The sequence below is a fragment of the Nitrosopumilus sp. b2 genome, assembly GCF_014078535.1.
GTDB classification, from domain to species: domain Archaea; phylum Thermoproteota; class Nitrososphaeria; order Nitrososphaerales; family Nitrosopumilaceae; genus Nitrosopumilus; species Nitrosopumilus piranensis.
Map to the genome: position 1 here is coordinate 368,267 of NZ_MU078702.1, position 21,832 is coordinate 390,098.

Annotated in this window: 21 protein-coding genes; 10 read left to right on the top strand and 11 right to left on the bottom strand. The window is 34.5% G+C overall.

The window, feature by feature from the left end; translation table 11 throughout:
- Positions 1-26 precede the first annotated feature (26 nt).
- A complete protein-coding gene (locus tag C6989_RS02170) occupies positions 27-584 on the bottom strand; it encodes a DNA replication complex subunit Gins51 (protein ID WP_148702474.1) in 558 nt (185 codons plus the stop codon).
- A 54-nt stretch (positions 585-638) separates the two neighbouring features.
- Here C6989_RS02170 and glnA point away from each other — a divergent pair, with 54 nt between their 5' ends.
- Entirely contained in the window at positions 639-2,099 is a 1,461-nt protein-coding gene (glnA, locus tag C6989_RS02175) for a type I glutamate--ammonia ligase (RefSeq protein WP_148702475.1), read from the top strand.
- On the opposite strand, the gene C6989_RS02180 is transcribed toward glnA, so the two are convergent.
- Positions 2,096-2,374 carry a hypothetical protein gene (locus C6989_RS02180; RefSeq protein ID WP_148702476.1) on the bottom strand — a complete coding sequence of 93 codons (279 nt, stop codon included), beginning with the start codon at positions 2,372-2,374 and terminating at the stop codon, positions 2,096-2,098. The genes glnA and C6989_RS02180 overlap by 4 nt on opposite strands.
- A 53-nt stretch (positions 2,375-2,427) precedes the next feature.
- Entirely contained in the window at positions 2,428-4,122 is a 1,695-nt protein-coding gene (gene thsB, locus C6989_RS02185) for a thermosome subunit beta (RefSeq protein ID WP_182126237.1), read from the bottom strand.
- Positions 4,123-4,226: 104 nt separating this feature from the next.
- Between thsB and C6989_RS02190 the strand changes: the two genes are divergently transcribed.
- Entirely contained in the window at positions 4,227-5,549 is a 1,323-nt protein-coding gene (locus C6989_RS02190) for a serine hydroxymethyltransferase (protein ID WP_182126238.1), read from the top strand.
- Between the two features lies 1 nt (position 5,550).
- Here the strand turns inward: C6989_RS02190 and C6989_RS02195 are convergent, their stop codons facing one another.
- Together C6989_RS02195 and C6989_RS02200 are read right to left on the bottom strand one after the other, a co-directional pair.
- The gene (locus C6989_RS02195; RefSeq protein WP_182126239.1) at positions 5,551-8,928 is read right to left on the bottom strand and encodes a DNA polymerase II large subunit; all 3,378 of its coding nucleotides are present in this window, start codon (positions 8,926-8,928) and stop codon (positions 5,551-5,553) included.
- A 12-nt stretch (positions 8,929-8,940) separates the two neighbouring features.
- Positions 8,941-9,693: a phosphoglycerol geranylgeranyltransferase gene (locus tag C6989_RS02200; RefSeq protein WP_182126240.1), complete on the bottom strand. Its 753-nt coding sequence runs from the start codon at positions 9,691-9,693 to the stop codon at positions 8,941-8,943.
- Positions 9,694-9,758: 65 nt separating this feature from the next.
- Between C6989_RS02200 and C6989_RS02205 the strand changes: the two genes are divergently transcribed.
- From C6989_RS02205 to C6989_RS02215, 3 genes are all read left to right on the top strand, one after another.
- Positions 9,759-10,121 (top strand): hypothetical protein, encoded by a 363-nt coding sequence (locus C6989_RS02205; protein WP_182126241.1) that lies wholly within the window; start codon positions 9,759-9,761, stop codon positions 10,119-10,121.
- A 127-nt stretch (positions 10,122-10,248) separates the two neighbouring features.
- The gene (locus C6989_RS02210) at positions 10,249-10,851 is read left to right on the top strand and encodes a winged helix DNA-binding protein (RefSeq protein WP_148704077.1); all 603 of its coding nucleotides are present in this window, start codon (positions 10,249-10,251) and stop codon (positions 10,849-10,851) included.
- A 124-nt stretch (positions 10,852-10,975) separates the two neighbouring features.
- Positions 10,976-11,137: an AbrB/MazE/SpoVT family DNA-binding domain-containing protein gene (locus C6989_RS02215; protein ID WP_148702482.1), complete on the top strand. Its 162-nt coding sequence runs from the start codon at positions 10,976-10,978 to the stop codon at positions 11,135-11,137.
- A gap of 5 nt (positions 11,138-11,142) precedes the next feature.
- Here C6989_RS02215 and C6989_RS02220 read toward each other — a convergent pair whose 3' ends face one another.
- Positions 11,143-11,529 (bottom strand): hypothetical protein, encoded by a 387-nt coding sequence (locus C6989_RS02220; RefSeq protein ID WP_182126242.1) that lies wholly within the window; start codon positions 11,527-11,529, stop codon positions 11,143-11,145.
- A 476-nt stretch (positions 11,530-12,005) separates the two neighbouring features.
- Between C6989_RS02220 and C6989_RS02225 the strand changes: the two genes are divergently transcribed.
- Positions 12,006-13,208, top strand: a complete 1,203-nt coding sequence (locus C6989_RS02225) for a Cdc6/Cdc18 family protein (RefSeq protein ID WP_148702484.1) — start codon at positions 12,006-12,008, stop codon at positions 13,206-13,208.
- On the opposite strand, the gene C6989_RS02230 is transcribed toward C6989_RS02225, so the two are convergent.
- Positions 13,185-14,630 carry a DNA-directed DNA polymerase II small subunit gene (locus tag C6989_RS02230; RefSeq protein ID WP_182126243.1) on the bottom strand — a complete coding sequence of 482 codons (1,446 nt, stop codon included), beginning with the start codon at positions 14,628-14,630 and terminating at the stop codon, positions 13,185-13,187. The genes C6989_RS02225 and C6989_RS02230 overlap by 24 nt on opposite strands.
- Before the next feature lie 77 nt (positions 14,631-14,707).
- Between C6989_RS02230 and C6989_RS02235 the strand changes: the two genes are divergently transcribed.
- Positions 14,708-15,250 (top strand): stage II sporulation protein M, encoded by a 543-nt coding sequence (locus C6989_RS02235; protein ID WP_255464616.1) that lies wholly within the window; start codon positions 14,708-14,710, stop codon positions 15,248-15,250.
- Positions 15,251-15,326: 76 nt separating this feature from the next.
- Positions 15,327-16,316 (top strand): cupredoxin domain-containing protein, encoded by a 990-nt coding sequence (locus C6989_RS02240; RefSeq protein ID WP_182126244.1) that lies wholly within the window; start codon positions 15,327-15,329, stop codon positions 16,314-16,316.
- Here the strand turns inward: C6989_RS02240 and cbiE are convergent.
- Both cbiE and C6989_RS02250 read right to left on the bottom strand, forming a co-directional pair.
- The gene (cbiE, locus tag C6989_RS02245) at positions 16,313-17,029 is read right to left on the bottom strand and encodes a precorrin-6y C5,15-methyltransferase (decarboxylating) subunit CbiE (protein ID WP_182126245.1); all 717 of its coding nucleotides are present in this window, start codon (positions 17,027-17,029) and stop codon (positions 16,313-16,315) included. The two genes, C6989_RS02240 and cbiE, sit on opposite strands and share 4 nt — an antisense overlap.
- Positions 17,030-17,031: 2 nt before the next feature.
- The gene (locus C6989_RS02250; RefSeq protein ID WP_148702490.1) at positions 17,032-17,523 is read right to left on the bottom strand and encodes a hypothetical protein; all 492 of its coding nucleotides are present in this window, start codon (positions 17,521-17,523) and stop codon (positions 17,032-17,034) included.
- Between the two features lie 73 nt (positions 17,524-17,596).
- Between C6989_RS02250 and C6989_RS02255 the strand changes: the two genes are divergently transcribed.
- A complete protein-coding gene (locus tag C6989_RS02255; protein WP_182126246.1) occupies positions 17,597-19,129 on the top strand; it encodes a peptidylprolyl isomerase in 1,533 nt (510 codons plus the stop codon).
- On the opposite strand, the gene C6989_RS02260 is transcribed toward C6989_RS02255, so the two are convergent.
- Positions 19,130-20,485 (bottom strand): NAD(P)/FAD-dependent oxidoreductase, encoded by a 1,356-nt coding sequence (locus C6989_RS02260; RefSeq protein WP_148702491.1) that lies wholly within the window; start codon positions 20,483-20,485, stop codon positions 19,130-19,132.
- Positions 20,486-20,558: 73 nt separating this feature from the next.
- Entirely contained in the window at positions 20,559-21,224 is a 666-nt protein-coding gene (locus C6989_RS02265) for an ACT domain-containing protein (protein WP_148702492.1), read from the bottom strand.
- 104 nt (positions 21,225-21,328) lie between these two features.
- Here C6989_RS02265 and hsp20 point away from each other — a divergent pair, with 104 nt between their 5' ends.
- Positions 21,329-21,826: an archaeal heat shock protein Hsp20 gene (gene hsp20 / locus C6989_RS02270; RefSeq protein WP_182126583.1), complete on the top strand. Its 498-nt coding sequence runs from the start codon at positions 21,329-21,331 to the stop codon at positions 21,824-21,826.
- Positions 21,827-21,832 lie beyond the last annotated feature (6 nt).

Sequence of the window (21,832 nt, forward strand, 5' to 3'; positions counted from 1 at the left end):
GAAAATGGATTAGGTATAATTTCTATCTAATCTTCTAACCTAACTTTTGTTGCAGCATTTTTAGCAATTAGTGCCTGTGCATTCTCGTATGGAATAGTGGCAATATCCTCAGTCTTGAATGGACCATACTTTTCAAGGTCAGCCCCTACAATTTCATCAACTTCTTGCAAAAATCTTACAGCAATTCTCTTTGTTTTATGGTTTTGTGATAAAGACTCTAAAAATTTGGATTTTCCATTAATTGTTGCTGATAGAATCATTTCTTTTCTATCATTTTCTTCTTCTTGTGAATCAAGAATGAATTTTTCTTCATCAAGAAGAAAACCAATTTCCAAGTCTTTCAATTTTGAAATTTTTTCTAATCTAATATTTATCAGCAAAGATGCTAGCTCGGTGGCCATTTCTACCATAGTATCTTTTATTTCATTTTCAACACCATCAAATTCTTGTTTTTTTAAATTTCCTATAAAGTCAGATAGATTTCTGTAAAAATTTGGATCAATTTCTTGTAAAGAATCATCTTCAGTTTCTCGTAATACTGTATGATGAAGGGAGTTGATATCAATTTGATTTGTTTCGGACATTTCTTACCTAATCCTTAAATGCTGGATGTATTTGTGTTTGATTGAAGTATAAAATTGCCCTATAAAGTCAGTCACGGAAAAGCAATCCAAGTAACGTATTCGCCTGACGAAGTTTTCTCAAGAATTCAACATGAAGGAATTCAATTTATCGATCTACAGTTTACTGGTCTTACTGGTCATTTTCATCATACCACAATTTCAGCAGACACATTTACTCCTGAACAAATGAGAGATGGGCTACCAAAATTGGATGGCTCATCTATTATCGGTTTTACTAGTATTGATGACTCTGACTTACTTCTAAAACCTGATCCAAATACATTTGCAATAATTCCATGGATGACAGAAAACAAAACAGCTAGACTACTTTGTGATGTCTATTGGGGAGAAAACCGAGGTAGACTATCAAGAGATCCTAGAGGAATTGCTCAGAAAGCTGAAGAGTATATCAAAACACAAGGATTTGATTTTAGTACGTGGGGTCCAGAGGTAGAGTTTTTTGTTTTTGATAAAGTACATTGGGATGTTCTAACACCATACAAAGGACAATCATATTCAATTGAATCTAAAGAGGCACCATGGAGTCAAGAAGGTAATGGCTATCCAATGGGATTACAAGAGGGGTATTACCCAAGTACACCATCAGATACTCTTACACCATATAGAAATGAATGTGTAAACATTCTCAAGAACAATTTTGGGATTTTGTGTGATAACCACCATCATGAAGTTGCAACTGCTGGTCAGTGTGAAATAGATATCAAATATGATCACATGACAAATGCAGCTGATGCAGCACAGTCTTACAAATATGTAATTAGAAATGTTGCACAGAAATATGGAAAAGTTGCAACAATGATGCCAAAACCAATTGCAATGGATTCAGGTTCAGGAATGCATGTAAATGTAAGTTTGTGGAAAGGAAAAGAAAATACCTTCTTTGATCCAGATGATGAAGATGAATTAAGTCAAACTGCAAGATACTTTTGTGGTGGGATAATTAATCATGCAAAAGCGTTATCAGCAATTTGTAATCCAACTACTAACTCATATCATAGATTAGTACCTGGTTATGAGGCTCCTGCATATATTGCATGGAGTTCTGGAAACCGTTCAGCTATTGTTAGAGTCCCAAAACATCTCAGAGGGAAACAATATTCAAATCTAAAGAGATTAGAGTTTAGAGCACCCGATCCCTCTTCTAATCCATATCTCGTATTTGCTGCAGTTACTGCAGCTGGAATGGATGGACTCAAAAAGAAGATGGATCCGGGTGATCAGGTTCGTGATGATATTTTTAAAATGACAAAATCAGACAGGGCAAAGAGAGGTATTGGCGTGCTTCCAAAGAGCCTAGGAGAAGCACTAGACGAGTTAGAAAGTGATAGAAAATTCCTTAATCCAATTTATACAAATGATGTAATTGATAAAATCATAGAATTAGAAAGAAGGGATCAGCGTGAGATTTCCATCAGACCACATCCTCATGAATTTTATCTCTACTTTGATGTTTAGAATCTTCCAGTAAGCTGGAAAATATAGTACAATGAAATTGCCATTAGTGCAAATCCTCCTCCAAGAAATATTTCTCTTCTTTTCTCGGATGTTGCAGATTTGTACAATAACACACCACCTGCTAAACCTACAAACAACACCAAAACTCCTACAACAACACTATCAAAACTAGTGTTAGTAATTAGAGGATGGAAAAATCCCGCCAATAATGCAAAAAACACAACCAAGTAAACATACTTGAAGCCAGTAAGAAATCTTGATGATGTTTTACTCAATGTTGTTCGTAAAATTGGTTATGAAATAAACTTTTGAAATTTTCTAAAAGAATTTACATCATTCCGCCCATGTCAGGCATTCCACCCATTCCAGGTGGCATTCCACCCATTCCAGGTGGCATTCCGCCTTCACCACCACCAGGTGGTCCACCAGCAGATTTTTGGGTAGCAATTACATCATCAATTCTTAGAATCATACAAGCAGCTTCAGCAGATGCAGAAACAATTTGAAGTTTTACTGCAAGAGGTTCAATAATATCACTAGATTTCATATTAGCAATTTTTCCTTTCATTACATCAATACCAGTCCATTTTTCACCCTTTTGTTGTTTTGAACGCAATAGTGTAAGAGTGTCAATTGGATCCATTCCAGCATTTTCTGCAAGTGTTAATGGAATAGATTCTAAAGCATCTGCGAATTTTTCTGCAGCTAATTGTTCTCTACCTTCTAATGATTTAGCCCAGTTTCGCAGTTTTGTAGCAGCATATGTTTCAGGAGCTCCACCACCTGCTACAATCTCTGGTTTCTCAATTACGTCTTTTACTACCATTAATGCATCATGAACAGAGCGTTCTACTTCATCAACAACTCTTTGTGAACCGCCACGAAGAAGTAAGGTCACAGATTTTGGATGTTTGCATCCTTCAACAAATACCCATTTGTCCTCCTCAATCTTTCTCTCCTCAACAAGATCAGCAATACCAAGATCTTTTTCAAAAAGATCATCTAGATTTGTAACTATTCTTGCACCTGTTGCTTTTGCAAGTTTTGTCAAGTCACTTTCTTTAATTCTTCTAACTGCAATAATTCCTGCCTTTGCAAGATAATGTTGTGCCATATCATCAATTCCTTTTTGACACAAAACTACATTTGCACCAGAACCAATGACTTTGTCAACCATTGTCTTTAGCATTCTATTTTCTTCATCTAGAAATGATTTCAATTGTTGTGGGTTTGAAATGTTAATTTTAGCATCAGTTTCAGTTTTGCTGATTTCTAATGCAGTATTAATTAAAGCGATTTTAGCCTCATTGATTTTTCTTGGCATGCCTCCATGAACAATTTCTTTATCCAGAACAATGCCTTGAACAATCATAGAGTCTTTGATAGAACCTCCAGCCTTCTTTTCAACTTTAATATCATCAATGTCAACATTATATTTTTCAGAGTCCTTTTCTGCAACAGCAAGAACTGATTTTACAATAATATCAGCAAGTTGATCAGAATCTTTTCTGACGAGTTTAGTTTGCATAGAAGTTTTTGCAATTTTATTAAGAATATTTTTATCATTTGCAGAAATTGTGTCTGAAATGCTTTCAAGGAATTGTTTGGCTTTTCTTGCAGCCTTTCTATATCCATCTACAATAATTGTTGGATGAACGTCTTGATCAATTAATGATTCTGCATTTTCAAGTAAAGCTCCTGCCAAAACTACAGCAGAAGTTGTTCCATCTCCAACTTCATTATCAGTTGTTTTAGAAATCTCAACAAGCATTTTTGCAGCTGGGTGTTGAACATCAATTTCTTTGAGAATTGTTGCTCCATCATTTGTGATAGTAACATCACCTAATGAATCAACTAACATCTTATCCATGCCTCTAGGGCCTAAACTAGTATGAACAATTTCAGCGACTATCTTTGATGCAGCAATATTGTTTTTTTGTGCATCTCTGCCTTTAGTTTCTGAACCGCCTTCTTTGAGCAATACGACTGGCATGTTTCCTTTTGAAGTAGCTTGCATACCCATTGATGCAAAAACTCCAGATTCCCCTTTTATACCTTCCAGATCAAGAATAGTAGATTTGGAGTAGCCATCGGTGTTTTTAAATTGGGAAAATCAAGTTGCAAAATATGGCTAAATCACAAAATAAAGAATCTTACAATAAAATTTTTACAAAATTAAAGGAGCATCATAAATGGTTTGAAAATTCAATTCCATTAATTGCCAGTGAGAATATTCCAAGTCCTGCAGTCAGGGAAGCCATAATTTCAGATTTTGGTAACAGATATGCCGAAGGTTGGCCTGGAGAAAGGGTCTATGCTGGGTGCATCTACATTGATGAGGTAGAGTTTGAATGTATGAAATTAGCTAAAAAACTCTACAAGGCAAAATTTGCAGATGTTAGACCAATTTCAGGAGTTGTTGCAAATCTTGCTGTATATTCTGCTTATTCAAATCCAGGGGATGTTATGTTAGCCCCATCTATTCCAGCTGGAGGCCATATCTCGCATGGTAAAAAAGAACATTCTGGAACTGCAGGATTGGTTCATGGTTTAGAAATTGAATTCTATCCATTTGATGCACAAGAGATGACTATTGATGTGGATAAGACAAAACAGAAAGTAAAAGAGCTTGAGAAGAATAAACGACTCCCAAAAATAGCAATGTTTGGAGGATCGTTATTCTTGTTCCCACACCCTGTCAAAGAACTTTCAGACTTTCTAAAGAGTTATGATATGCACATCAATTACGATGCAGCTCATGTTGCAGGATTGATTGCAGGTGGAAAGTTCCAAGATCCACTTCGTGAAGGAGCAGATACAATAACAATGAGTACTCATAAGACTTTGTTTGGACCTCAAGGAGGATTAGTTCTAGGTTCTGAAAAACATGAAGAACCAATCAAAAAAGCTACATTCCCAGGTCTTACAAGCAGTCACCACATCAACAATATGGCAGGAAAAGCGGTAGCATTTGCAGAAGCTTTAGAGTTTGGAAAAGACTATGCTTTACAAGTTATAAAAAATGCAAAATCACTTGCAGATGCATTAAGTGATGCTGGATTCAAAGTATTAGGTGAAAGCAGAGGGTTTACACAATCACATCAGATTGCTGTCAATGTTTTAGATTATTCTGATGGTGGAAAAGTTGAAGCCGACTTGGAAAAAGCCAACATAATTGTAAACCGCCAATTGATTCCAGGAGACATTAAGGCTGGAAGGAATTACTTCCATCCAGGTGGTATAAGATTAGGGGTTTCAGAGATTACCAGACTTGGAATGAAAAAGAGTGAGATGCAAGAGATTGCATCTTTCATCAAACAAGTAGTAATAGAGAAGAAAGATTCAAAGAAATTGCTTTCCAAAGTAAAATCATTTAGAAAGAATTACCAAAAGGTAAAATTCTGTTTTGATAACAAGTTGGGCGCATATGAATACGTCAAATTACGATAACTCAAGCATAGTCAGTTAGAAGTGATTGATCACCAGGGCTCTTTCCAAATACTAATTCAATTTCATCAGAAAGTGCATGAATTCTTCCTCTCTGATATTCACTAACATCATATTTGTCAACAAGTCTTTTTGCAAGTTTCAGATATTTTTCTACAGAACCACGAGTTATTGTAGGAATTAGTTTGTGCCCACACACGCAGGTTTGGATTAAGGGCATTCGGCGGTAAGATTTGCCACAACCAGTACACCTAAAATTTTGTCTAGCATATGCTCTTAGATTGCCCATAATATCTGGAACAAGGTGAGTTGAAATGACATCTGAAACAATTTCTGAGGTATTTACAGCATCAATCAATTCAGCATTTTTAACTTGCATATCAAATTTATCCAACATTGAACCAAGAGTAGAATATGCACTGCGAGATTTTGAAGTGGTAAGAGATGATGTTGAATGTGTAAAATAATAATCATAAAATTGTCTTTCTGTCTCAAGTCGAGATTTGATAATTTCAACAGAAGAGATGTCAGGTGCTTTGACTTGTTGAATCGTTGATTCAAAAAATTCTAGAGGAAGTGATTTTGTAACCTCAAGATTGTGTGCTTGAGGTTGAGACTCGTGTGGTAAAACAAGAGGTTGAATAAGCAGTGGAGCATCCATCAATCCGCCTATAGCATCTGAAAGGAATTGCCTTGAAAAATTCAAAAGACTATCCATCAACAACATAATCGAGTCAGCATCTCCATCTGCGTCTCTTCTTTTTGCAGAATGCCAGTTAGGGGTTGCAAAACAGACATGGGTTTCAGAATATCCAATAATTCTACCAACAATTCCAACAGACGTGTGAGGAGCCAAACCGATTATTAGATGCCCAATCAATTCCTCAGAATTTTTTACATTGTAAAATGGAGTCTTGCCGTAGAATTTTTCTAAAAGTGTGTCAATGTATTTACAAATAGAGACAAGATACCTGCCACTTTCATAGGGAATTACTACATCCTGCATACGGAGTTCAACTATCTGTTCAGGATTTTCAAGTGGGTCACCATTAATATCATGTGAATATCCTAATTCTTTGAGCTTCTCAATTGAGGTTCCGATCCAAGATGGTTTGAATTGAGTTAGAGGCGAGTTAGTTGCATCAAATCGAACAGTTCCATCCTTGAATACTGTAAGACCAAAATTTTGTCTTACAAGTCCCTTTTCCAAAGGCTCGGCAATCTTATCTTGACTGATTAGTTCCTTTACTCCTTTGAATGGTTCTTGTGCACGTAAACGAATCTTTTCTTGTGCTTCAAGGAGTTTTGATTTTAATGGGAATTCCTTATGTGAGTAAGCTAAAGCATTTCGTTTACATTTGTTACAAAAAGATTCTTCAAGCGTATCTCTGCAACGAGGACATCTATAGGTAACAGTTGTTTTTATACCACATTTTGAGCATTTTATTCCAATTGATGGTTGGTTACATTGAGTACAATGCCTATTGTAGATACTTGTGAAAAAGTGCTCATTTTTAGATGCTTTTAGAAGATCTCTTGTTGGTCCCCCTTTATCACTAATAGGAAATAATACATGTGTTGGTGGCTTCATCTGTCTTGGGGCAGCTTTTTCTGGTCTTCCAATTCTTACCCCAACTGAGGTAGAAAATTTGTTTTTAATTTTGATTCCAGAGGATTTTGAAATTATCTGAGGGATTGACGATTCGTCAATTTCTGGTTTTTCTCTAAATAACAAATTAAAGAAAATTTTTGCCTCAAGATTTTCAAGTATGATGTTGTCATTTTCAACTACATGTGGAACTCCTAATTTTTCAAGAATTTTTTTTATTTGTATATGGTATTCGATTGATGTTTCATTGATTTTCTTAGGTTCTAAAAGTAGATTGAGTTCTTCAGAGGAAATTTTATCCCAAAAATACAGATAGTGTGGATGAAGAGCCATATCAAAATCAAGGGAGATTTTTAATGCCTCATCTATGGTGGGAACTTTGTTGAGAAATTGAGTTAGATACTGATCTTCAGGCTCGTATTTCTGAATTTTTTGTTTTAATTCTTCTATCCAAAATTCTTCCACATATGCTGATGGTACAAGTTGAGCATTGTTTTCTAGAAAATCTCCAAAGGATATCAGAATATCTCCAAGATGAAGTATTTTTTCAATATCATTCTTAATTTCAATTCCATGTTTCACATCCCGAATCTTTACAACATTTCCATTTTTCAGGCGGACAGTGGGAGTTTCAATTGAATCAACAAACGCAACAGTAGAGCCTTTTCCTGGAATATCAATTTTGATTTGAGTTCCAACTGCAATGGTATGATCAAGAATTTCTGCTATTACGGGATGAATCCCAACTGCTGCAAAGCCGGTGTTGCATGCTCTTCCGTATCTTAATCGAAATCCACCCAGTTTGTTAGGCATGGATAAGACTGATCTTCCTGTAATTACTTCATGCATTCTTTTAGTAGCTGCGTCTTCTTGTTTTTCACCTGTTTGAACAGCTCCTTTAAGGTCATTGAGCCATTCCCAACCATCAAGATTGTACATTTCAATTCTTTTTAGTAGTTTTTTGGATCTTCCAATTAGACCATCATTTAGGACACGTAAGGCACCTCCACGTACCCGATCAGTCTTAATTCGTACCATAGATTTGTGATTTACAACCTCATAAGGATCTGTATCTACACCGTCTAACTCTACTGGCAGATTTAAAATCACATGTTCAATATCTTCATCTAATATATGGAATTGAAAGCTACTAGCCTCCCTTTCATAGATTCTTAATTCCTCTACAAATCGACCTGTTTCATCATCAAATGAGTTGGCTTGAAATTTTGACAGTCCTGCAGTCTTTCTAACATGATCAGCTATCAACATTGTAACTGCAGATTCTGTCCCTCCAGCTGAACGCATTGGGCCTGCAATAGAAACTGAGAGATAATCAGAACCATCCTTGTTTTTCTTTATTTTTACTTCACTTATTCCTTGTAAAGGAGCTATGGTGACACCCTCTGTTACAATTGCCAATCCAACCCGAACTGCCAGATCAAGTTTTTCTTCCAAAGTAGAATCAGGTAAAGAATATTTTCCCTGTGCAATCTCTTTTGAGAGAATCAGTGCTGAAAGTTCTTTTCCATTAATTTTTAGAAGTTCACGTAAGGGTTCGGCAATGTCAATTTCATGCATTTTAGCCACACGATCTGCTAGATCAAATGCGATTTTCGGCTCAATTATACCTGATGAGTCCACTAGACTTGATTTAGCAGATGCTGCAGCTTCAAAAATTGAGTACGTTTCTGCAGATAAATTCGAGTAATAATCAAGATAATAATCAGGCATTTTTATGCCACTTATACGAGAAATTGTGTCGTTTTCAGACATAATAGAGTTCTATTACTTGCTTCTTTGAATTGCTTTTGCTATTTCCTGTAGTTTTTTGAGACTTCCACCTTTTTCAAGAAATGTGCCTATTACCAAAGCATCAGCACCTGCTTTGACCAAGTTTTGAGCAGTTTTGACATCCTTAATCCCCCCACCTACAATCAAAAATCCATTAAATGTGTGTCTTACAGTTTTGACCATCTCTGGAGTAACGCTAGATTTTGCACCAGAGCCTGCTTCAAGATACACAAATCTCATTCCAAGAAATTGAGCTGCCAATGCATATGCTGCAGCAATTTTGGGTTTCTCAAATGGAATTCCTCTTGCAGAACCAACAAACCATGCAGAGGTTCCATCTCCAATCACCAAATATGCCGTAGGAAGAGGTTCTAAACCAAATTTCAGGACATTTGGAGCACCCAAGGCTTGTGCTTGTGATATGAAGTATGGGTTCTCGGAATTCATTAATGAACTAAAGAGTATTGCATCAGCCTCAGGCACTACTCCTGTGACATTACCAGGAAACAAGATTATTGGGATTTTGATGCCTTTTTTGATTCCTTTAACAACTTTTGCCATTTCTATTTGGTCTGTTGCAGAAGAACCTCCAACCAATATTGCAGTTGCACCTATTTTTTCAACATCCTTAGCAAGTTTGCTTGACGCCTCTAGTTTTGATACTTCTGAATCTATTAAAACAAACAATAATGCATTTTTCTTTTTTAATTCTGATTTTAGAAATGTCTCAACTTTATCTCCAGCCATAGAAGTGATTCGTGTGTGGCTCTTTAAAGTTTAATTGGAATGCCATTATACATATTTGTATAGCTTTGACAAAGTTTGAAGAATCTAATTTTAACAATATTATTAGGAAAATCATCAAAAAATCTTTGTTTACAGAGAGACAAATTGAAATTATTCTAAATCAGAAGAATCTTCTAGAATCAGAATTTTCTATCTCTAAAGGTGCGTATTACAGACAAGTTGGGCAATCAAGAGAGAAATTAGTTGCATTATTTTATTCAATCATACTTTTGCGTGGTTTAGGCATAATTCTGCCTGATGATATAGATGTGATATCCAAACTTTCTGAGCAGATTAGTGTGATAAATGAGAGTGACATATTCCCAGAAAGAGAAGATGAAGTGATTAGTGTGATAGATAGGCTCGTTAGACAGGCATGTAGTATGTGATGTTTGTGATGATTATGGTTCTGTATGAGTTAAGTTGGTTGTGATTATGTATGTGAGTTTGTTAATCTAAAGTGTGAAATAATGTTGTTCTATCACGATAAATCACGATATAGGCATAAAATGTGTGATGTTAATTGAAATTCCTGATCCAGAAGTGATTTTAGGTGTGATTTTAGCCTTCATTGTAGGTTTAGGAGGTTTGTATGGATACTATAAGATTCGTCCATTCATCAAATCAAAGAGTGAAATGGTAGATGCATCACAATCAGAGCGTTTAGAATACTATGAAAGACAGTTAATTGATATGAAAATACGCCTAGATGCACTAGAAATCCAAGGAATTGAGCAAAAAACAGAGGATCCAAATTTGGAATTGAAGCAATTTTTAGAGAAATTAGCAAATAATCAAGTACAAGAGAAGAAAGTTAAGACATCACAAGTATCACAAAAAACTCCTGAAAAGCCAGCTTCCACGCCTAAAATTCCTAATATTGAGCACACAAACCCTACCAATTATGTGTTGCATCTTATCACAAACAAATCCATGACATCACGTGACATACAAATCACATTAAAGAAGAGTAGAGAACACACTTCAAGATTGATGAAAAAATTATTTGAAGAAGGTCTTGTACAAAGAAACACTGAAACAAAACCATACACCTATTCAATTACTGAAAAGGGAATGGCAAAGATTGGGGAAGTTGAGGCAAGCCCAGCAGTTGTTTAAGAATTTTTTCGAGTATTTTGGTAGTTATTTTGTGTTGTTTTTAGGCAAAATAACAGGTTTTTATTATTAATTAATAATTATATAATCTATTAAATTATATATATTATTATTTTATAATGATAATGTGTCAGTTCAAGAGAATGAAGTTTTGGTAAAGATTACTTCTGCTGGAACAATTTCCATCCCAAAACAGTTTAGAAAGTATATGGATATTCAAAAAGGCGAATATGTAAAATTAATTCTTGGAAAAGATCGTCTTATTGTTAGAAAAATCAATATTACTTGAATAATTTATTGTTGTTTTTGGGTAATTTTTATGGTCTGATAGGTCCATTCTCTACCATTTCTGGTCCTATCCACCCTGCCTTTTGATGAAAATCTCGAGAGATAGGTGGAGATTATACTAAGTTTAATAGGTTCGTTGAACTCATCTTCATATTTTTCCAAAATATTAGTTGATGTGAATTTTCCCATGGGGAAGAATTTATCTATAATATACCAAATTTTTGAACCTACAGAATCTATGTTTGTTGTTTCTTGTTCTTCTTCAATATTCATCAAATCCATCATTTCAAATATTTTTAGGACTTTTTCCCTGGTCACATTACCTTCTAATTTAATATCATAACGTGCACCATCAGTATCTTCCATATCAATACGAATACGTTTTTTGGCCATGTTAGGATCTAATCGATCTAATATTAACAGTTCAAAGGATCCACGAAATTTTGTTAACTAAGTTGTTTGTTAACGTTGACTGCCTGAGTCACGCCTGTCCATTATTTTATTATTAACAAACCATAATGATTAAACCCTTTAAAATTAGTGTTTTTCATGCCTGGAGTGGAAATAAAGGGGTAGATTTTAGATATTCACAATGTTAACGTCAATCTTAACGCCTGGAATGGAAATAAAGGGGTTAAAATGAGGTTTTTTAGTGATTTTTTAACACCAAATTAACAATTTGTTAACCTATAAGAACCCACACACCAATATTTCCACTCTTCTTTTTTCTATTTTTTTTTTTGAAAAAAACAAAAACTAACTAAAAATAATTAATTACAAACTAAACTACAATTACTATTCTATTCTATACTCTCTTAATTTAGATATGGTTATGAGATTATTGATAGGAAATAGAGGTGTGTGAGTATATGTCGGATCCAATTGATAGGTTGTTAGATGCAGCTGAGACTGGAAAATCAATAATTAAAAATAGAGAGATCCTCCATTTTACCTATATTCCAAAAACTATCCAACATAGGAACAATGAACAAGAACAAGTAACACAATCATTACTTCCTATTCTAAAACAATCAAGACCATCGAACCTTTTAGTTTATGGAAAACCTGGAACTGGAAAAACTCTAGTTGTTAAAAAAGTAATCTCAAAAATACAAGAAAGGGTTGAAAAGTCAAATTTCCCAATAAAATTAATCTACTCAAACTCAAAAAAAGAGACTACCCTTTACGGATTATTGGTTAGTTTTGGGCGTCAATTAGGTTTAATTGATAAGGATCTACCCTCAACTGGTTTGGCCATTAGTGAGGTGTTCAAACGAATTCTAAACAATATTGAACAAAAAGAAATCAATGTTGTTTTTGTAATTGATGAGATAGATTATCTTGCTGAGTTAGTCTCAAAGACTGGAAAAGATATACTTTACCAACTAACAAGGGCCAATGAAAGCCTCAATAATGGCTCATTAACTTTGATTGGAATTTCAAATGACTTGACCTTCAAAGAGAAACTAGATCCTAGGGTTATCAGTAGTCTTGGAGAAGAAGAGATTGTCTTTACAAACTATAATGTTGAACAAATAAAAAAAATCTTAGAGGAGAGAATATCTGAAGCATTTGAGGCTAATTCTGTAGATGAATCTGCCCTGAATCTATGTGCTGCTCTAGCAGGTGGTGAACACGGTGATGCCAGAAGAGCAATCGATCTAATTCGAGTTGCAGGTGAGTTGGCTGAAAGACAACAATCTGATAAAGTCACTGAAAACCATGTTCGTGACGCATCCCTAAAAATTGAAGAAAATAAAGAGGAAACATCTCTGAAATCATATCCACTTCATGAAAAACTAGTCATACTTGCTATAATGAAGGCTAACGGCTCATCTACTGGTGAAATTTACTCTTCATACAAAAATCTCTGTAAGGTGGTTGGACGAGATGAATTAACACAAAGAAGAATTACACAAATGTTAAGTGAGATTGAACTTTCTGGAATTATCTCTGGGAGACTGGTACATCAAGGAATTCATGGCAGAACCAAAAAATACAAACTTACAGTATCATCTGAAATGATAAAAAAGACCTTCAAAGATGATCTAACTTTGCAAGATATTGTCTAAATTAGAATTGTAATTTTGATGGAAAACCTGGAAAGTCTTCAAATTAACCAGCAACACAATGCCTGGATTTGGGGTCATTCCCACACTGGCTTGAAAAGGTGTCTGTTTTTGCCAAGATCCTGAATTTACCAATAACATTCCTTTGTACATATCTAACTGAGCCTTGTGGACATGCCCTACATGAAAGATATCTGGAACATCCTCAATAACCATAAGATCTTGCATTTCTGGTGCAATTGGGGTCTGACTGCCATAAATTGGACTTAGGTGTCTTGCTCTTAACAAATGCTTCATTACATTTGTTGGCTTGTCATAACTTAGACCCGGTGTAGTCTTTACAATATCATCAATACTTTGTCCATGAAACATCATCACCTTAACACCATTTAGCGATACAACAGCCGGATTTCCAACCATAATGACATTTTCCCTATCCCACAATCCTGAGTTGTATTTTTTTGGAATTGCTGGTTGGGGGAGAGCCCTTCTTCCAGGATCGTGATTTCCAGGCATTATGATTATCTTAATGTTTTTTGGGATCTTTTCAATCAACTCTTCAACCTTTTTGAGCTGCGCTTCAATGGTCTGGCATACCAATTCCTTGTTTTGGTTTGGATAGATCCCAACCCCATCAACCACATCTCCTCCAATCAAAATAAATCGAATTTTTCTTGCAGTAGGATCAGAACTGGATATCCATGAAAAAAAATCTGTTAATTCCTCCTCCATGAAGTATTTACTCCCAATATGCAAATCAGATAAAAACACTGCATATGCCTCAGACTCGGACTTGTTGGTAGCCTGATCAGGAATATCTGGCAAAATCAAATCCTTTATGATGAATCCAGAGTTTTTTCCTACACTAACTCTAGCCATAACAAATTGGTCTAACAAAAGGGTGTCTGCAGTCTTTTGTAACTCATTATCAAAAATAATCCCATCAAATGAGCCTGATGGGTCCTCTAAAACCAATTTTGTTACATTTCTCTCACTATTTCTTGCAGTTACCAATCCACAAACATACATGTCATCTTTGGATCTTTCATTTTTTACAAAAGTCAGAGACTTTAACATCCTAGCTTCTGGCCTATCTGAAATTATTCGTTTTAATTTGTTAAATCTGCTAGAAAATAACGCATTGTAACCCTTTACCCCCTCCCCAGTGGTTATTTTGTCTGTTGGGTCTAACAATACCTGCACTTCACTTTCTAATGATGGGTCATCTTTGATTCCAAGATACGTCTCTAAATCATCTTGGCTTATTTGAAACAATTTCTGTTTTGTTTTCTCTCTAACAATTTCTTTGATTACTCTCTCTAGTTTTTTTACATCAACATTTTCTAATATTTTAAAGGCGTCAGGATGAATCTGGAATCCCTTATTTAGTGCATAGTTTAAGGCAAAGGACAATTCCTTTTTCATATCAAAAAATATGATTTGGTTTAATTAAATCTGCGCTTACGCCGAACCCTCAAATATCATTCTAATTGTATTGTATTGTGAATAAATTTCGAATTTTATTATTTTTCATATTTATGGGATTTTTTACAGGTGCGTATCAAACTGGTTCAATGTCTACAGTAAGCCAAGAAGAGGCAAACACCTTCATGTCTGAATTTGAAGAGCTGATCCTAGATATTGATGCATTTGGAATATTTACTCATAACACGACAATTGCACTTCCAATGTTTATTCCAGGATTTGGTATTGGTTGGGGACTCTTTTCAGCTTGGTCTACCGGATTTGCATTTGCAGCTATTACCACAACAGCTCCGATTTTAGAAAATGTCCCTCCATTGGCCATCTTATTTTTATCCCCCTTTGGATTGATGGAGTTGACAGCATATTCTTTGGGAATCTCTAGAAGTTTTATCCTAATTAGAGCAGTTTTCAAAAAACATGATCTCAAACAATTCATCAAGCCCACTATAATCGAGATTGGAATTGTAATTGGATTGCTTTTGGCAGGAGGATATCTAGAATTTTACATGATTGAACTTGCTCAAGAAGAAGGTCTTCAAATGCCTGGATTTGACCTCTAATTCCTTCAGTAATTGCCTATTAAGTCTAAAATAATTTAGTAGCAAATTATAAACCAAATTAGAAGACAAATCTATTGTGAAGTTAGCTGTATTGTTACTAACACTACTCATAGCTTTCTCAGGATATCTTTTCAATGAATCATTTGCAGAAATTTCTGAAAATCAACCCTTTCTTTTAGAGGGTTCTGGCTTTGCTGTAACTGAAGAACAAATTAAATTTACAGAAATTGATCTAGGATTATCCTCTCAAGTGCAACGTGGAAGTTCAATCAACTTTGTAATCGATGATGGATTTGTTACACTTAATGATGATGAATTTATCATTACAGAATTAGAAGGAAAATTTTTGCGCGAAGGCCGTTATATTAGAATTAATGGAAACATAGAAAGCTCTACTGGATTTGATACTACGATAAACTTCTTTGGAAGATTGGTTGCAGAAAGTAAAGATGCAGCAGTTTATGGTTTTACTGGGAGAATTACAACACCTGATGAAACTCACAAGATAATTTATACTACAAAACTTTCTTCATTGTCTAAAATTGATGTAGTAAAAACATCTGAGGAATCAAACGAAGTTACAATTCGTATTATCAAAGGAGCCTCTTTACAAGGCGGTTCTGATAGTTATATTGGATTATCTACTACCGGTTCAAATGCACAACGATTAGGGTATTTTTCATCTGATAGAATATCAATTGGACCTGGTACAACAATTAAAATTGTAAATGATGATGTAGTACCCCACAGTTTAGTTAGTGGTATTATAGTAGGCTCAGAAAGAGATCTTAATAACGGAAATATTTGTCGAGATGTTGATACATCTCTCGCTAAAGGATTTAGTACTTTTGGCGAACGTTCAGAAGTTTACAATTGTGATTTTGTTGTTGATGAACGAGTAGATACTGGTATGATCGCACCAGGAAAATCAGTCAACATAACATTTGGTGAAACAGGATTCTATAGATTAATTGATCCAGATTATAGTTGGATGAGAATTATAGCATATGTATTTCCCGATTCAGATAATTTACTTCTTAGACAAGGTCAGAATCTAGGAAATTAGTTTTCCCATTGCCATCTATAATTAATGTATGAATCTAGACTTGTTTGATTAAATACCATTACTGACAAATCCGAAAATTCTTTTCCTTCCAAATCTTTTACAGTTCCCTCAAAATTAGTTTCGTTTTCGGTGGTTATGGCTTCAAAAACATGGACCTTTATTTTTGCAGTATCAAAGCCATTTTCACGAAGGTAGACTGCAATTTCTGAAGGCATGAAATGTTTGTCTGGTTGTTTTGGCCAAGGTCTTGGAACTAAAACAACACTAAATCCATCAATCAATGCTTTTTGTAGCTCTAGTTTTTTATCTTCAATTTGGGTTGTTACATGCATTGTAATTACTTTGGATTTATCAAGTGGTACTTGTGCTCTTGATGCTGCTACTTGGATTGAACTGATTCCTGGAATAATCTCCACCTTACCAAAAATTTCAATTAATCTATCAACAACTTCAGATTCTGAAAAATTTACGTCACCAGTAAATGGTATTACCAAAGTTTTATCTCCTAATTTTGGAAGAATATTTTGATATGATTTTTCCTGATCACTCATAGTAATTTCATGAACCTCTTTGTCTTGAAGAAGATGCTCAATTGTTTTTAGAGTATATTTGTAACCAATTACAATGTCACATTTTTGAATAATCTCTTTGACAATTTCAGTTACATATTTCGGTGAGCCTGGACCTACACCTAAAGCGAAAACTTTTCCCAATTTTACTTTGTAAACTTCTGCCTGTCTTTAATATATTGCACAAATGGTGCCCAGTCTACCTTCATGTATTTTGTAGGCTCTTTTGCAGGATATTTTACCCAATCTTGTGCAATTGAATACTGAAATTTTTCTTTTTTCCCATTTTTTTCATATTCTAACTGTAAAACACTACCCCAAGTTTTTTCCTCAAAACTAATACTGGAAATATCATCGAACACTAACTCTACATTTCTTTCGTCCTCTACATCATTCATCAACTCTTCTTCATCATATCCATCATGACGAATCATTGTATTTTTTGATTTGATAAAATTGATTACTTGTCTTTGAGTAATTGCCTTCCACCATTTCATCTTAGCTTCAGTTTTATGAATAAACATTAGATGTCTATCCGTTAGAACTAACATCCCTTCTTTGCCCCCAACCGAGAAAAATTTCCTTGATTCTCTCCACACTGAGACAATATGTGCCTGAATCTTTTCATCAGGTTGCATATCGTCTAATCTATCTGACTTTGTTAAAAACTAATACAATTGGCTTTTAAGTAAGGCACCTAGACAAAAAATATTGAATAAGATATTTCTTACAATAACTATTTCATTATTTTTTATTGGATTTGGAACTCAAGGTTGGGCTCAAATCGAACTTAATCATATACAAATAATGGATCCAGTAGTAGTTATTGAAACTGAACTTGGAAAAATTGTAATAGGATTTTTCCCAAACGATGCTCCGAATCATGTACAAAATTTCATTAAATTAGCTCAAGGAGGATTTTATGACAATACACTTTTTCATAGAATAATTCCAGGATTTATGATTCAAGGTGGTGATCCAAATACTATTGATGGTGATCCAAGTACATGGGGAACTGGCGGTCCAGAAGAAAGATTGGATGCTGAATTTAACACAATAAAACATAATCGTGGAATTGTTTCTATGGCAAGATCTGCTGATCCAAATAGTGGAGGCTCACAGTTTTTTATAGTTCATCAAGATTCTAATTTTCTTGATGAACAATATAGTGTATTTGGAAGAATTGTAACTGAGGAAAGCTTTGAAACACTTGATAAAATTGCATCTGTTCCTACTGGGGATAAAGACATTCCTCTAAATCCAGAACAAGTTAGAATTACCAAAGTTTCAGTTGTGCCACGTTCTGAAATTCCTGATATACTTGAATTAACAGAGCCTGAGCGAATACAAACTAGTGTTTTACCACCTACTGGAAACCAACAATTTGAAAGTGAAGAGTATGATATTACGTTTAATATGCCTGAAGGCTGGCTCTTACAACAACCAGAAAAAACACAAGAAAACTCACCTGATTTTGTTGCAGTAGGGCCTAAAATTGGAGAAATGAACCCTGTCTTTTCTCTTACAATTATCCCTACTAATCAAAAAAGTATGGATGATCTAATTTCTGAAAAAATTGAACAATTAACCCAAGTTATTGAAACGGGACAATTGAATCTAATCTCAAAGGAACAAACTACAATTAATGGAAATGATGCATATGTAATTAATGCAGAAGGGATCTTTTCTGCTAACAATCAAACTTACAATGTAAAATTTAAGGAAGTGATGATTTATGATTCAGATGATTATTACACTTTTTCATATAGTAATGGAATAGATGATTTTGATTCTCAACTTGAAAGATTTGATGAAACAATAAATTCTTTTAAAAAATTATCTGAGGAATCCCCAACTAATGGATCTGATGAAAATGGTGGGTGTCTAATTGCAACTGCTACATTTGGTTCTGAAATGGCGCCACAGGTTCAAAAACTAAGAGAACTTAGAGATAACACTATTCTTGCAACAGAGTCAGGAACTACATTTATGAGTGGATTTAACCAACTGTACTATTCATTTTCTCCTATGATATCTGATTTAGAGCGTGAATCCCCACTATTCAAAGAAATTGTAAAATTATCAATCACTCCGATGTTGTCTACTCTTTCACTACTAAATTATGTTGAAATTAATTCTGAACAAGAAATGATCTCTTATGGTGTAAGCATTATTCTAATGAATATTGGAATGTATTTTGCTGCACCTGCAATAATCATCTATAAAATTAGAAAATTAAACTAACTACCAAACATCATCGACTTCATCAAGTACTTTGTATTCTTTTTCTGGCTCACGTCTCATGAATTTTAGTCTAGAAATATCTCTATCAAAAATTGCATCAGCTGTCCAGTCTAAAAATACTCTAAATCGTTTATCCCATGTTGGAATTTTGGAGAGGTAAATGTTTCTCCAAAGGAACCATGCAAAGATACCGTGAATATTCATCCCTAAAAATGATGCAATACCTGTTCTCTTTCCAATAATTGCCATCTGGCCTTTTGATTTATACAAGAATTCTGTTTTTTCCTTATTTCTTATCAGGGCATAAAGATTTTTTGCTGCAATCTTTGCCTGAGCTTCTGCAATTTGTGCAGTTGGTGCAAATGGTCTTTGAGTGTTAGGGTCCATAAATAATGCACAATCCCCAATTGCAAAAACACCTGGAAAATCATTTACTTCCAAATTCTTATCAATGATAATTTTTCCTTTGTCTGTTTTGAATAATGATCTTTTGATAGTATTAACCGGTGTAACACCTGCAGTCCATATTACAGTCTTTGATTGAATTGAACTTACGATCGAATCATCTACTGCATCTTTATCAACATCTAACCTCTTTATCATGACTTCATCACCATTAAAACTAGTAACAGCTGTTTGCAACTTTATTTCAATTCCATGTTCTGTTAGTTTTTCTTGTGCAAATTTTGCAAGGCTTTCAGAAAAACCAGGTAAAATGTTTGGTAATGCCTCTAACACAACAACTCGAATATCTTCTTTTTTGATATTTGGGTAATATTTTCTAACATCTAACAAAAGATCCATTATTTCTCCTGCTGTCTCTATCCCTGCAAACCCCCCTCCAACAACAACAAATGTTAGAAGACTATGTTTTAGAATTGGATTAGTTTCATTTTCTGCCTGCTCCAACATGTCTATCATTCTATTTCTAACCATGACTGCATCATTGAGCGTCTTCATCTGGTAGGCATTTTTCTCAAGATCACTCATTCCAAAAAAGTTGGTTTCACTTCCTAATGCTACAACAAGAAAATCATAATGAAGTGAAATGCCTCTCTTATTTCCACTTCCCCACAAATTTACAATCTTCCCATAGGGATCAATATTTTTGACTCTGCCTTCATAGAAAATTGCTTTTTTTGTAATTGTTCTAATTGGCATTACAATATGTCTAGTTTCAATCATTCCAGATGCTACTTGGGGCAGCATTGGAGTAAACAAAAGAAAATTATCTTCACTTACTAAAACAATCTCAATTTCTGACTCATTTTTGAAATATTCCTCTAATTGCCTAGTACATTGCAAGCCTGCAAAACCCCCTCCTAGAATAACAATTTTCTTCTTATTTCGGGCCATTTGCTTTACCCATAAAAATACTGAATATATCCTATGAGTTTATTTCTCATAAAATATGAGTGCGTACCTGTTATTAGGCCCTCATAATATCTGAATGTAAAATCTCATATGCCCTTGATGCGTCTTTTTCATTCAGAATAATTATGATGTTATCCTGGCTGAAAAAAGCATTAACTAGTTCGATGCCATTTGCATGTAAAACTTCTGCGACATAAGAAACCACATCTGACTGATTCTGTGAATTTGGTATTGTGATCTTAATTTTTGCAAGACCTGTACTGAACACATTTTCTCTATCTGAAACATTATCAAAAATTTGCCTAATGTCTTCCATATCTTCTGTGAGAAACCTAAAGGAGTCAGACATTCTAAAAAATTCATAATTATTAGTAATCTTTGAGAATTTATCCAAAATCACCATTGGATCCATTTGATTAGAATCTTTAATTGAAAATTTAATATCCATTATTCCATCAGTTAATGCCAATCTAGCATTCTTCAAAACCGACTCTTCCTTTACCTCTTCTTTAACTTCAAATGAATCTGCATATCTCTTAATTGCTACAACAATTGTATTGAGGTTAACACGATTTCCAAGAATTCTTTCTATCTCTGGTTGGATCTTTACTGCTAATGCTGTGTAATTTATCAAATCCATCTTCATACAATCATAAATTGAACGATTTCTAGTGATTATCTCTCTGACTACTTCAGGCACAGACATACTGGCAACTCTCATTAAGATTATTATATAATGTCAGTTATAATAGCATTATGTAAGAAATCAAAGAAATACCAATAATCTTTATATAATGTCATATACATTACATATTATAGGTGAATATGACAATGTTCTTTGATAGCGAAATTGATAGAATCTTCAAAAAAATGTCAAGATCTTTTTTTGATACAGATGACATTTTTGAGGAATTCAATAGAAATGGTTCTGAATCGGGTCCATTTTACTATGGTTACACCATGACCGTAGGTCCAGATGGGAAACCAATTGTAAAGGAATATGGAAATGTCAAACCAAGCCAACTTCCAACTTCTGATGCACGAGAACCAATCGTTGACACAATTGTTGATGAAAAAGACAAAGTCGTAAAACTCATAGCTGAGATGCCAGGAGTTGAAAAGACTGATGTCAAAATTGTTGTTGACAACAAGGTTGTAGATCTTTCTGCAGAACATGGTGATAAGAAATATCATGCAAAAGTTCCACTACAACACAAAGTTGATGAGAATTCTGCAAAGGCTTCCTACAAAAACGGAATTCTACAACTAGTCTTCAAATTAGTTGAAGAAAAACCTACGGGTAAAAAGGTGGAGGTTGAATAAACCCCC

Bases quoted from the DNA above. Each gene is read 5' to 3' on its own strand.
- C6989_RS02225 (WP_148702484.1), top strand. From the start codon at position 12,006: ATGTCGGATCCAATTGATAGGTTGTTAGATGCAGCTGAGACTGGAAAA.
- C6989_RS02260 (WP_148702491.1), bottom strand. From the start codon at position 20,485: ATGGCCCGAAATAAGAAGAAAATTGTTATTCTAGGAGGGGGTTTTGCA.
- hsp20 (WP_182126583.1), top strand. From the start codon at position 21,329: ATGACAATGTTCTTTGATAGCGAAATTGATAGAATCTTCAAAAAAATG.
- C6989_RS02265 (WP_148702492.1), bottom strand. From the start codon at position 21,224: ATGAGAGTTGCCAGTATGTCTGTGCCTGAAGTAGTCAGAGAGATAATC.
- C6989_RS02190 (WP_182126238.1), top strand. From the start codon at position 4,227: ATGGCTAAATCACAAAATAAAGAATCTTACAATAAAATTTTTACAAAA.
- C6989_RS02210 (WP_148704077.1), top strand. From the start codon at position 10,249: ATGTTAATTGAAATTCCTGATCCAGAAGTGATTTTAGGTGTGATTTTA.
- C6989_RS02220 (WP_182126242.1), bottom strand. From the start codon at position 11,529: ATGGCCAAAAAACGTATTCGTATTGATATGGAAGATACTGATGGTGCA.
- C6989_RS02200 (WP_182126240.1), bottom strand. From the start codon at position 9,693: ATGGCTGGAGATAAAGTTGAGACATTTCTAAAATCAGAATTAAAAAAG.
- C6989_RS02195 (WP_182126239.1), bottom strand. From the start codon at position 8,928: ATGTCTGAAAACGACACAATTTCTCGTATAAGTGGCATAAAAATGCCT.
- thsB (WP_182126237.1), bottom strand. From the start codon at position 4,122: ATGGGTATGCAAGCTACTTCAAAAGGAAACATGCCAGTCGTATTGCTC.
- C6989_RS02170 (WP_148702474.1), bottom strand. From the start codon at position 584: ATGTCCGAAACAAATCAAATTGATATCAACTCCCTTCATCATACAGTA.
- C6989_RS02250 (WP_148702490.1), bottom strand. From the start codon at position 17,523: ATGCAACCTGATGAAAAGATTCAGGCACATATTGTCTCAGTGTGGAGA.
- C6989_RS02230 (WP_182126243.1), bottom strand. From the start codon at position 14,630: ATGAAAAAGGAATTGTCCTTTGCCTTAAACTATGCACTAAATAAGGGA.